This window comes from Castellaniella sp., assembly GCF_049650445.1.
Classification (GTDB): Bacteria; Pseudomonadota; Gammaproteobacteria; order Burkholderiales; family Burkholderiaceae_B; genus Castellaniella.
In genome coordinates this window covers 121,802-134,019 of record NZ_JBASAD010000038.1, presented here as the reverse complement: position 1 = coordinate 134,019, position 12,218 = coordinate 121,802, and the positions used below count along the sequence as shown (strand labels likewise).

The following is a 12,218-nucleotide window of genomic DNA, read 5'->3' as shown; positions in this document are numbered from 1 at the left end:
GACAGCTCGCGCTGCTGCTGGATCTACCCACCGTGCTGTCCTCGCGCCGGGGCCTGGATCTGGCGCGCCTGGACGCGGCGCTGACTGCCGCGCTGCATGAATCCTGGCCGACGGCCCGCATGGCGCAGATGTTCAATCTCAGCCCGCAGCGCTTCCACGCCCGCCTGCTGGAACTGACCGGCCGCACGCCGGGCGACTATCTGCGCACCCTGCGGCTGGAATCTGCCGGTCGGATGCTGGCGCGGGGCGCGACGCTGGAAGTCGCCGCCGCCCGGGTCGGCTACGGGTCCGGCAGCAGCCTGGCCTACGCGCTGCGGCGCGACCGGGGGGTCGGTGCCCGCGCACTGCGGGACTCGACCCGCTGAACCACGAGCGTTTCTCGACAAACGTCCGCCGCTCATCCTGCCATCATGGCGGCATGAGCACGATCCCCACTTCCTCCCCCGCCATGTCCTCCGTCCAGCCTCTGCGCGGCATCCTGCTGGTGCTGTGCGCCGGCATCCTGTGGGGCACCACAGGCACGGCCCAGAGCTTTTCCGACGGCACCCTGTCACCCTACTGGGTAGGTGCCTTGCGTCTGGGCGTGGCGTCCCTCTTTTTTCTGGCCTACGCCGGTGCGACCAACGGACTGCCCCACCTGGGCCGCCAGCTCGCCGCTCTGAACTGGCGCCATGCGATCTGGGCCGGGGCCTGCGTGGCGACCTACAACCTGACGTTCTTCGCCGGCGTGAAGGCCACGGGTGTCGCGGTGGGCACGGCGCTGACCATCGGCAGCGGTCCGATCTGGGCCGGTCTGCTGCAACTGATGGGCGGCGCACGGCCCGGCCTGGGCTGGTGGACCGGCACGCTGCTGGCCGTAGGCGGCGGCGTGCTGCTGGTGTTCGGGCGCGGCGACGCGCTGCAGGTCGATCTCCTGGGTATCGCCCTGTGTCTGACCTCGGGCCTGACCTATGCGATCTATACCCTGCTGAACAAGAAGCTGGTGCAGCACTCGGAGCCGGCCGTCAGCACACTGGCCGTGTTCACGGTGGGCGCGCTGCTGGCCCTGCCGGCCGCCGCTTTCTGGGCCGGTGCCTTGCAGATCACGACCACGGGCTGGCTGGTGGTGAGCTTTCTGGGGATCGCCTCCACAGGGATCGCCTACCTGCTGTTCAGCACCGGCCTGCGCAGCATCAGCGCCGCCACCGGCGTCTCGCTGGCCCTGATGGAGCCCGTCACCGCCTTCCTGCTGGCCCTCGTGGTGGTAGGCGAGCGGCCCGGCGCACTGGCCTATGCGGGCCTGGCCGCGTTGCTGGCCGGGCTGGCCATCGTGATCCGGGCAGAGACGCGTTAACCGAAACGCATCAGGCCGATTCGCGCAGGCTGCGGCGGCGCTCGTGTTCCTGCAGGTAGCGCTTGCGCAGACGGATCGACTTGGGCGTGACCTCGACCAGTTCATCGTCGGCAATGAACTCGACTGCGTATTCCAGGTTCAGGGCGATGGGCGTGATCAGGTCGATGTGCTCGTCCTTGCCGGAAGCGCGGACGTTGGTCAGCTTCTTTTCCTTGATCGGATTGACCACCAGATCGTTGTCGCGCGAATGGATGCCGATGATCATGCCTTCGTAGACCGGGTCCTGGGGCGACACGAACATGCGGCCGCGTTCCTGCAGCTTCCACAGGGCATAGGCCACGGCGGTGCCGTCGTCCTGGCTGATCAGCACACCGTTGCGGCGCTCGCCCACCCCGCCTTCACGCATCGGACCGTAGTCGTCGAAGATGTGGCTCATCAGGCCGGTGCCGCGCGTCAGGGTCATGAATTCGCTCTGGAAGCCGATCAGGCCGCGCGCCGGAATGCGGTATTCCAGGCGGGTGCGGCCGCGTCCGTCGGGCTGCATGTCCTGCAGGTCGCCCTTGCGACGGCCCAGTTCTTCCATCACCCCGCCCTGGTGCGTATCTTCCACGTCCACGGTCAACAGTTCGAACGGCTCGCAGCGCTCGCCGTCGATGTCCTTGAACATCACGCGCGGACGCGACACGGCCAGTTCATAGCCTTCGCGACGCATGTTTTCCAGGAGGATGGTCAGGTGCAGTTCGCCCCGGCCGCAGACCTCGAACACGGTGTCGTCGTCGGTATCGTTCACGCGCAGCGCAACGTTGGACTTCAGTTCACGATCCAGGCGATCGCGCAACTGGCGGCTGGTGACGAACTTGCCTTCGCGCCCGGCCAGGGGCGAGGTGTTCACCATGAAATTCATGGTCAGCGTGGGCTCGTCGATGCGCAGCATCGGCAGCGCCTCGGGCGCGGCCGGGTCCATCAGGGTGCAGCCAATGCCGATTTCCTCGATGCCGTTGATCAGCACGATGTCGCCGGCTTCGGCCTCGTCCACCAGTTCGCGCTCCAGGCCCTTGAATTTCAGCACCTGGTTGACGCGCCCCTTGAAGGACTCGCCTTCGGGGCCGAACTTCCCGATCACGTCCTGGCCCGCGCGGATGCGGCCCCGGTTGATGCGGCCCACGCCGATCTTGCCGACGTAGCTGCTGTAGTCCAGCGAAATGATCTGCAGTTGCAGGGGGGCTTCGGCGTCGTCGTCACGCTGCGGCACGTATTGCAGGATGGCGTCGAACAGAGGCCGCATATTGCCGGAACGCACGTCGTCAGTCAGCCCGGCGTAGCCCGACAGGCCCGAGGCGTAGATCACCGGGAAATCCAGTTGTTCCTCGGTCGCGCCCAGCTTGTCGAACAGGTCGAAGGTGGCGTTGACCACATAATCCGGGCGCGCGCCCGGGCGGTCGACCTTGTTGACCACCACGATGGGCTTCAGGCCCAGCGCCAGCGCCTTGCGCGTGACGAAGCGGGTCTGGGGCATCGGGCCTTCGACGGCGTCGACCAGCAGCAGCACGCCGTCCACCATGGACAACACGCGCTCGACCTCGCCGCCAAAATCGGCGTGGCCCGGGGTGTCGATGATGTTGACGTGCGTGCCTTCGTATTCGACGGCACAGTTCTTGGCCAGAATCGTGATGCCGCGCTCGCGCTCGATATCGCCCGAGTCCATGACACGCTCGGACACCTGCTGGTTGTCGCGGAAGGTGCCGGACTGCCGCAGCAGCTGGTCGACAAGCGTGGTCTTGCCATGGTCCACGTGAGCAATGATGGCTACGTTGCGCAAAGCTCGTTTCATAGAATGTTTTCCTCGGTGGAAACGCTGGCCGGACGCAGACCGTCCGGCAAGGCGTGTAAAGGGATCAGCGCCGTCACCGGCGCTTCCATGGCTTGCAAGGCTTCCAGCCCCACGGCCTGCTCAATCGAAAACGGCCCGACGGCAGTGCGCCGCAGGGCCGACAAATGCGCCAGGCAGCCCAGGCGACGGCCGATGTCCTGAGCCAGGGTGCGTACGTAGGTGCCCTTGCTGCAATGCACCCGGACCCGGGCGCTGCGACCCTCGCAGGCCAGCAGTTCCAGCGCGTGAATCACGATCCGGCGCGGCGGGCGCTCCAGTTCGATGCCCTGGCGGGCGTATTCGTACAGCGGTTTGCCGTCGCGCTTGAGCGCCGAGACCATGGGCGGGATCTGTTCGATCTCGCCCCGGAACGGCACCAGTGCGGCCTCCAGGGCCTGGGCGTCGACACCGGCAAAATCATCCGGCGCACGCGCCGTGATGTGCCCCGTCAAGTCGCCGCTGTCGGTTTCCTCGCCAAAGGTCAGTGTCGCCTCATAGACCTTGTCGGCCTCGAGCATGGCGGCGGAAATCTTCGTCGCCCGGCCGAAGCAGCAGATCAGCAGGCCCGTGGCGAACGGATCCAGCGTACCGGTGTGGCCCGCCTTGCGGGCGTCCACCGTACGTTTGGCGCGCTGCAGCGCATGGTTACTGGAGAGGCCCTCGGGTTTGTCCAACAACAGGACACCGTCGAGCATCTGCCCGCGTCGGGAAGCCATCGTTCAATCTGTCCAGATGAGTGACGACCGCCCTGTCAGGGCTGGCCGTCCGGGTCTTCGAGTTCGGGGATGTCCGAAGCGCCCGCCTGGGGACGATTGGCCCGATCGATCAATTGCGTGAGTTCGATGCCGCGCGCCAGTTGCACATCGTGCACGAAGCGCAGGGTGGGTACCGTATGGATGTGCAGCATGCGGAACAACTGCGAATGCAGCCAGCCCGCCTTGTCGTTCAAGGCCTCGGTCGCGACCTCGGGTTCGGCACCCAGCACCGTGAAGTAGACCTTGGCGTGGGCGTAGTCGGCCGACAGATCGACGCCCGTGAGCGTGATCAGGCCGGAGCGCGCGACGTCGAGTTCGCGCTGCACCAGGGCCGCCAGATCCTTCTGGATCTGGTCGGCCAGGCGCGTATTGCGTCCGGGATTCGGCTTGGATTTATGACGGCCCATGATTCATGCCACACGATCAGAGCGTGCGGGCGACTTCCTTGATTTCAAAGGCTTCGAGCTGATCGCCGACCTGGATGTCGTTGTTGCCCTTGAGGGTGATCCCGCAATCGAAGCCGGATTTGACTTCCTTCGCATCGTCCTTGAAGCGGCGCAGCGAGTCCAGGGAACCAGTCCAGTGCACCACGTTGTTGCGCAGCAGGCGGACCTGGGAATCGCGGCGGACCACACCTTCGAGGACCATACAACCGGCGATGTTGCCGATCTTGGACACGGTGAAGATCTCGCGGATCTCGACCAGACCGATGATTTCTTCGCGCTTTTCCGGTGCCAGCATCCCCGACATGGCGTTGCGCACGTCGTCGATCGCGTCGTAGATGATGTTGTAGTAGCGCAGGTCGATTTCGTTGGTCTCGGCCAGCTTCTTGGCCGGCGCGTCGGCCCGCACGTTAAAGCCGATCACCACGGCACCCGAGGCGATCGCCAGGTTGACGTCGCTTTCGGAGATGCCGCCGACGGCCGCGTGCACGACCTGCACCCGGACTTCGTCGGTGGACAGCTTGAGCAGCGACTGCACCAGCGCTTCCTGGGAACCCTGGACGTCGGTCTTGACGATCAGCGGCAGGGTACGCACGCCCTCGCCCAGATTGTCGAACATGGACTCCAGCTTGGCCGCCTGCTGGCGGGCCAGCTTGACGTCGCGGAACTTGCCTTGGCGGAACAGCGCGATTTCGCGCGCCTTGCGCTCGTCGGTCAGGACCAGGACCTCGTCACCGGCGGCCGGGACTTCGGCCAGGCCCTGGATCTCGACCGGGGTCGAGGGGCCGGCTTCGTTGGTGGGCTTGCCGGTGTCGTTCAGCATGGCGCGCACCTTGCCGAATGCCACGCCGGCCAGCACGGCGTCGCCGCGATGCAGGGTGCCGCTCTGGACCAGGATGGTCGCCACGGGGCCGCGCCCCTTGTCCAGCCGGGCTTCGATGACGATACCCTTGGCCGGTGCGTCGACGGGCGCCTTGAGTTCCAGGATTTCGGCTTGCAGCAGGACGTTTTCCAGCAGTTCGTCGATGCCCTGGCCAGTCTTGGCGGACACGGGGATGAAGGGCACGTCGCCGCCGTATTCTTCCGGCACGACTTCTTCAGCCACGAGTTCCTGCTTGACGCGGTCGGGATTGGCTTCAGGCTTGTCGATCTTGTTGATCGCCACCACCAGGGGCACGTTGGCCGCGCGGGCGTGGTGGATGGCTTCCTTGGTCTGGGGCATGACGCCGTCGTCGGCCGCCACCACCAGGATGACGATGTCGGTGGCCTGGGCGCCACGGGCACGCATGGCCGTGAAGGCCTCGTGACCCGGAGTGTCCAGGAAGGCCACTTGGCCACGATCGGTCTTGACGCTGTAGGCGCCGATGTGCTGCGTGATGCCGCCGGCCTCGCCGGTGGCGATCTTGGTGCGGCGGATGTAGTCCAGCAGCGAGGTCTTGCCGTGATCGACGTGGCCCATCACGGTGACGACCGGCGCGCGCGGCAGGGCCTCGGCCTCGTCGGACACCTCGGTGTCGGCCAGGAAGGCCTCCGGATCGTCCAGTTTCGCGGCGATGGCGGTGTGGCCGAGTTCCTCGACCACGATCATGGCCGTTTCCTGGTCCAGGATCTGGTTGATGGTGACCATCTGGCCGAGCTTCATCAGATGCTTGATGACTTCGGCCGCCTTCACGGACATCTTGTGGGCCAGGTCGGCGACGGAAACCGTTTCCGGCACGTGAATTTCACGCGTGATGAATTCGGCCTGCATCGGTTCCTGGTGCTCGGACTGGCGGCGGCCCTTGCCGCGCCCGCCCTTGGAACCACGGCTACCGGCCTTGCCGCCTGCGCGCCAGGCATCGCGCCCGGCGCCCGGCGACAGCGTCTCGGCCTTGGAAGGCTTCTTGCGACCGTCATTGGACCAGGTCGAGGACACGTCGGCGGTCTTGATGACCTTCTTGCCTTCGGATTCCTTCTTGACGGTGGTCTTGGTGCCGGCGGGCTTGTGCAGCGTACCGGTGGTCGGCGTTTCTTCGGGTTCGGGCGCGCGCAGGACCTTGCGCGGCTGGCGCATCATTTCGCGCAGCGCAGCGGCCTCGGCCTCGGCGGCGCGGCGGGCGCGTTCACGGTCGGAATCGGCCGGCGCGCGACGGGCCTTGCCCGGCGTGGCCTGGGGCGCAGACACCGGCGCGGAGGACGCGGGCACGGGTTCGGCGCGAGGCGCGGGTTCCGCAGCCGGGGCCGGTTCGGCCGCAACGACGGGCGCTTCGGTCACGGGTTCGGCGACAGGGGTTTCGCTCACGGTGTCCTGTTGGGTTTCAACCGGGGCGACGGCCTCGGCGGGTTCTTGCGGTTCAGGGGTCTCGTCCACCTTGGCCGGAGCCTCGGCCACCGGGGCCTGGGGTGCAACCGGTGCCGCCTCGGGCACGACGGCTTCGGGCGCGGCGGTTTCGACGGCACGGACCTCGGCGACCGGTTCGGCCGCGATCGGGGCCGTGGCGACGGATTCGGTCTGCGGCACAGGCGCTTCCGCCGGAGCGGCTGTGGCAGCCTGGGCAGCTTCGGCGCGCGCGGCTTCGGCCAGCTCGGGGCGGTCGCGCTTGACCAGCACGCGCTTCTTGCGGACTTCGACCTGGATCGTGCGCGAACGGCCGGAGCTGTCGGCCTGATGGATTTCCGACGTCTTGCGGCGCGTCAGTACGACCTTCTTGCCCGTATCGGAGCCGTGCGAACGCCGCAAGGACTCGAGCAAGGCGCTCTTGTCTGCTTCGGTCACGTCGGCGTTCACCGAACCCAGCTCGACGCCGGCCGAGCGGAAATGATCCAGCAGGACGTCGGCGGGCATGTTCAGTTCTTCGGCGAATTTGGCGACGGTGTTACTCGACATTCGACTCTCTCTTTAACTACGTTGATGGGCGGCGGGGTTCAATGCGACGAAGCGATCAGGCTTCGTCGTCCTCGAACCAGTGGGCCCGCGCCTGCATGATCATGTCGCTGGCGGTGTCCTCGGGCAGCCCGATCAGTTCGGCCAGTTCGTCCGAGGCCAATTCGGCCAGGTCGTCCAGCGTGGTGATGTTGTTTTCAGCCAGCTTGGCTACCAGGGCCGGGTCCATGCCCTGGATTTCCAGCAGATCGCGAGCGGTCTGCACGCGTTCTTCCTGGGCGATGGCCTCGGTCAACAGCGCATTGCGTGCACGAGTACGCAACTCGTTGACGGTGTCCTCGTCGAAGGCTTCGATGTCCAGCAATTCCTGCATGGGCACGTAGGCGATTTCCTCGAGGCCGGTGAAGCCTTCGTCGATCAGGATGTCGGCGACTTCCTCGTCCACGTCGAGCTTCGTGATGAAGGTGTGACGCAGCGTGGTGCGCTCGGCATCCTGACGGTTCTGGCTTTCCTCGGGCGTCATGATGTTGATCTGCCACTTGGTCAGCTCGGACGCCAGGCGGACGTTCTGCCCGCGCGCGCCGATGGCTTTGGGGAGGTTTTCCTCGTCCACCACCACATCCATGGCGTGCTTGTCTTCGTCCACCAGGATCGATTCGACGTGCGCCGGCGCCAGTGCGCCGATCACGAATTCTGCCGGATCGTCGGCCCACAGGACGATATCGACCTGCTCACCGCCGAGTTCGTTACGCACCGCCGTGACGCGCGAACCGCGCATCCCGACGCAGGTGCCGATCGGATCGATACGCTTATCGTACGCCACGACGGCGATCTTGGCACGCACGCCGGGGTCGCGGGCCGCCGCCTTGATTTCGAGCAGACCCTGCTCGATTTCGGGGACTTCGTTTTCGAACAGTTCGCGGATGAAATCGGGCGAGGTGCGCGACAGGATGACCTGCTGGCCGCGCGCGGCGTGATCGATCTTCAGGACATAGGCGCGCACGCGGTCGCCGGCACGGATGTTTTCCTTGGGGATCATCTCGGTGCGCGGCAGACGGGCCTCGACCTTGCCGATCTCGATGATCGCGTCGCCCTTGTCCAGTCGCTTGACCGTGCCGGACACGATGGTCTCGCCCCGGTCGAGGAAGTCATTGAGCACCTGCTCGCGCTCGGCGTCGCGAATCCGCTGCAGGATGGCCTGCTTGGCGGCCTGCGCGCCGATGCGGCCGAATTCGATAGGTTCGAGGGGTTCCTCGATGTATTCGCCGATCTCGATGCCCGGCACAATATCCTGTGCGTCGGTATAGAGTTCCTGGGCGTCAGGTTCTTGCAGCCCGGCCTCGTCGGGCACGACCAGCCAGCGGCGGAAACCCTCATGCTCGCCGGACTGACGATCGATGGCTACGCGGATGTCCACGTCTTCCTTGAACCGCTTTTTCATGGCCGAAGCCAGCGCGTTTTCGAGAGCGCCGAACACCACATCGCGTTCGACGTTTTTTTCACGCGCCAGGGCGTCTACCAACAGCAGAATTTCGCGACTCATCGCTTCTTACCCTTGAAATCGAGAACGGGGTCCAGCCGAGCCCGGTCCACATCGTCAAAAGAAAACGGCAGCGTCCGCACCTGGCCGGACTGGTCTTCCCAATCCAGACTGAACACGGGCGTCTCATCCCCGCTGGCCCGCAGGATGCCAGTGAAGGTCTTGCGGGACTCGACCGGCTCGTGCAGACGCAGTTCGATGCGCTCGCCGGCAAAACGGACGAAATCCGCCGGGCGGCGCAGGGGCCGATCCACGCCGGGGGAACTGACCTCCAGACGCTTGTAGTCGATGTTTTCGACTTCGAACACATGCGACAACTGGCGGGAGACCTGCTCGCAGTCCTCGATGCGCACCCCTTCGGGGCGATCGATCACCACACGCAAAAGCCCCAGGGGCGCGCGTTCCACATCGATCAGTTCCACATCGAAGCCCAGCAACGCTTGCTGGGCGACTGTCAAGATATCCGCCATAAATTCCAAAAAAAAGGGGCTGTCCCGCAGCCCTTTGTGCGCCCCGGGAGCACCCGAAGCCTATTCAGGAACCGCCGACGGCTTGCTCGGTCCCGCACGCTAAAGCGCACACGGGGCCAGGGTCATGCAATGTTCGCATCCATGCCGTATCTATATTCATGCGGCACGACGCAAACGGTGCGCCCTCGGCGGACACAGCACAAAGGTGCTGTAAAGCCTTACATTATAACAGCATTTCTTTGCCAAAGACTATCTTGCGAAACCCCGGCATTCAAGCCAGGGTTTCAGCGACATTGCTTGGGGAACCTCTGAATCGACACCCGGCCCCGACGTGTCCGTCATACTGGGCCAGGGCCGGTTCAACCCTGCCGGATCAGCGGCTGCGCCCCAGGAAACCCAGGCGGGACTCGTGCGCATGCGCGCCGCGCGGCTGGTGCTCGCCCCCGCCGCCGCCCGCCTGCTTGCGGGGTGCCTTGTTGCCGCCCGGCTTACGGCCGGGTTTCTGGGCGGGTTTGTTCTGGGCAGCTTTGGGCGGACGCGACTGCGCAGCCATCCCGTCGCCCTGGGGCTGCGCCCCACCCTGGGCGTGCTTGCCCGGCTTGCCGGCACCGGGCTTGCCGGACCGGGCCGGTTTCCCGGCAGGCTTGGCCGTGGGCTTGCCGTTGGCGTGGCCGGCGGGCTTGTTACCCGGTTTGCCCGGTCGTGCCGGACGGGACGGCCGGCTGGATGCAGGCCGGCCTTCACCGTGCCCGTCCTGGGCCTCGAAGCCCTGGCCCTGGGCATGACCATGAGAATGGCCATGGGATTTGGCCGGCTTGCGGCCGGACTTGGCGCCCTGGCGAGGCTTGCCGCCCTCGGCCCTGTGGCCATCCGGATGACCATTGGCCAGCCCGCCACTGATGAGCAGCCCGGTCGTGAATGGATCAATGCCGCCCTTGCGGCCGCCCGCCACCTTGCCCCGGCGGTTCAGGCGTGCGCCGTTCTGGCCGTTCTGGCCCGGCGTACCGAAACCCGGCGGCAGCGCGCTGGCGTGCGATGTCGGCTGACGCTCGGCTTGGCTGTCGTCGTCTTCATCGCCGCTGCGCACCAGGCCCAGTTGGACCATCAGCGCCCCGACCAGTTCGGAATCCAGTTCATCCCAGCGCCCCCGGCGCAGATTGGTGGGCAGCATCACATCGCCGAAGCGGGTGCGGATGAGGCGACTGACCGTCACCCCTGCCGCATCGAACATGCGGCGCACCTCGCGGTTGCGGCCTTCGCTGAGCGTGACCCGGTACCAGCGGTTGCTGCCTTCGCCACCGATGTAGTCCAGTGAATTGAATTGCGCCGGCCCGTCTTCCAGTTCGATGCCACGGGTCAGGCGGGCCTGTTCCTGCTCGCCCAGTTCGCCCAGGACACGAACCGCGTACTCGCGCTCCGAGCCGTAGCGAGGATGCGACAGGCGGTTGGCCAGTTCACCCGAGGTCGTCAGAATCAGCAGGCCCTCGGTATTCAGGTCCAGACGACCCACCGACAGCCATTTGCCCGTGCGGATGCGCGGCAGGCGGGCGAACACGGAGGCCCGCCCCTCGGGATCGTCGTGGCTGACGATCTCGCCGGCCGGCTTGTGATAGAGGATGACACGAGGCAGCTTGCCCGCCTTGGGGCGCGTCACCAGGCGACCGTTGACGCGAACCTTGTCGTCGGGGCCGATGCGCTGCCCCACGTGAGCGGGTTCACCGTTGACCGAGACACGGCCGGCGACGATCAACTCTTCCATGTCACGCCGCGACCCCACGCCCGCATCGGCCAGCACCTTGTGCAGCTTCGGCATCAGGACGTCACTGTTCAGATAGCGATCCAGACGCCGGGCGGTCGGCTGCGCATCATTCAGGTAATGCAGGGCGCGATCGGCTTCTTCGGCCGTGCCCGCATCAATGGCCTCGCCGACCTCGGCTTCCCGGGCTTCGGCCCCCTGGGCACCGCCCTGCTGCGCATCCCCCCGGCGGCGGCGAAACGGCGTGCGCAGCTTGCGCCCGCGCGGCTTGCCGTTGTCCGGCCGGTTTTCAGGGGTGGACGACGCGTCAGGCGTACCTGTCACGTCACGCGGCATCGTCTCTGTATCTGCTGTCATGGGGTTCAGTGACTCCTATGCAAAATTCTGTTCTTCGTTCATTCGGGCTCTCGCGCCCCCAAAGCCGGAGGGTCATCCGCATCAGCGTCCGTCTCCGGAGAGGCGGCGGACTCCCCGGGCGTCGGCTCAGGCGCATCCGCCCGGACCGTCTCGCCGTCGACATCTTCGCCTTCGGCGACTGCCGCATCATCCGCACCAGTCGCGGCGCGCTCGCCAGACCCGGTATCCGATCCGTCTTGCGCATCGAACGCCAGGACACCCAGCGCCTCTGTCGCCTCGTCCCCCTCGAGCGCGGGCAATTCGTCCAGCGCCCTCAGACCGAGGTCTTCGAGAAAGCGGCGCGTCGTCCCCAACAGGGCCGGACGCCCCGGAGCATCGCGATAGCCCAGGGTTTCAATCCAGCCTCGATCTTCGAGGGTACGGATGATCTGAGCCGAGACCGTGACGCCGCGGATGTCCTCGATGTCCCCGCGCGTCACGGGCTGTCGCCATGCAATGATGGCGAGCGTTTCGAGCACGGCGCGAGAATAACGAGGCGGTTTTTCGGGGCTCAGGCGCCCCAGGTAACGCTGCATGTCGGGACGGCTTTGGAAGCGCCAGCCACTGGCGAGCTGCACCAGTTCGAGCCCCCGTTCCTGCCAGTCGAGCTGCAGGGCAGCCAGATGGCGACGGATGTCGTCCCCGGAAATCGTGTCCTCGAAGAGGCTGCGCAGATCAGTGACCGTGAGAGGCGCATCGGCACACAACAAGGCCGTTTCCAAGACTCGCAGGACTTCCGTTTCCATCATTTTAGCTTGAACTCCGATAGATTGCTTGCATTATTTTCGCAGA

The 12,218-nt window shown here is 66.0% G+C and carries 10 protein-coding genes; 2 read left to right on the top strand and 8 right to left on the bottom strand.

Annotated elements, in window-relative coordinates; all coding sequences use genetic code 11:
* A partial coding sequence (locus WA983_RS14290) for a helix-turn-helix domain-containing protein (RefSeq protein WP_424312222.1) occupies window positions 1-365 on the top strand: 365 nt, incomplete at its 5' end.
* A 53-nt stretch (window positions 366-418) separates the two neighbouring features.
* Complete coding sequence (locus WA983_RS14285; protein ID WP_424248650.1) at window positions 419-1,333, top strand: DMT family transporter; 915 nt, start codon at window positions 419-421, stop codon at window positions 1,331-1,333.
* A gap of 10 nt (window positions 1,334-1,343) precedes the next feature.
* On the opposite strand, the gene typA is transcribed toward WA983_RS14285, so the two are convergent.
* From typA to scpB, 8 genes are all read right to left on the bottom strand, one after another.
* Window positions 1,344-3,164 (bottom strand): translational GTPase TypA, encoded by a 1,821-nt coding sequence (gene typA, locus WA983_RS14280; protein WP_424248648.1) that lies wholly within the window; start codon window positions 3,162-3,164, stop codon window positions 1,344-1,346.
* Window positions 3,161-3,919, bottom strand: coding sequence for a tRNA pseudouridine(55) synthase TruB (gene truB / locus WA983_RS14275; RefSeq protein WP_424248646.1), 759 nt, complete (start codon window positions 3,917-3,919; stop codon window positions 3,161-3,163). Before truB ends, typA begins: the two co-directional genes overlap by 4 nt.
* A gap of 35 nt (window positions 3,920-3,954) precedes the next feature.
* Window positions 3,955-4,365, bottom strand: coding sequence for a 30S ribosome-binding factor RbfA (gene rbfA, locus WA983_RS14270; protein ID WP_424248644.1), 411 nt, complete (start codon window positions 4,363-4,365; stop codon window positions 3,955-3,957).
* 16 nt (window positions 4,366-4,381) lie between these two features.
* Window positions 4,382-7,267 carry a translation initiation factor IF-2 gene (infB, locus tag WA983_RS14265; protein WP_424312221.1) on the bottom strand — a complete coding sequence of 962 codons (2,886 nt, stop codon included), beginning with the start codon at window positions 7,265-7,267 and terminating at the stop codon, window positions 4,382-4,384.
* Between the two features lie 55 nt (window positions 7,268-7,322).
* Entirely contained in the window at window positions 7,323-8,807 is a 1,485-nt protein-coding gene (gene nusA / locus WA983_RS14260; RefSeq protein WP_424249086.1) for a transcription termination factor NusA, read from the bottom strand.
* Window positions 8,804-9,274, bottom strand: a complete 471-nt coding sequence (gene rimP / locus WA983_RS14255; protein WP_424249084.1) for a ribosome maturation factor RimP — start codon at window positions 9,272-9,274, stop codon at window positions 8,804-8,806. The genes nusA and rimP overlap by 4 nt, the downstream gene beginning before the upstream one ends.
* Window positions 9,275-9,647: 373 nt before the next feature.
* The gene (gene rluB / locus WA983_RS14250; protein ID WP_424249082.1) at window positions 9,648-11,387 is read right to left on the bottom strand and encodes a 23S rRNA pseudouridine(2605) synthase RluB; all 1,740 of its coding nucleotides are present in this window, start codon (window positions 11,385-11,387) and stop codon (window positions 9,648-9,650) included.
* Window positions 11,388-11,425: 38 nt separating this feature from the next.
* Window positions 11,426-12,175 (bottom strand): SMC-Scp complex subunit ScpB, encoded by a 750-nt coding sequence (gene scpB / locus WA983_RS14245; RefSeq protein ID WP_424249080.1) that lies wholly within the window; start codon window positions 12,173-12,175, stop codon window positions 11,426-11,428.
* Window positions 12,176-12,218: the final 43 nt, after the last annotated feature.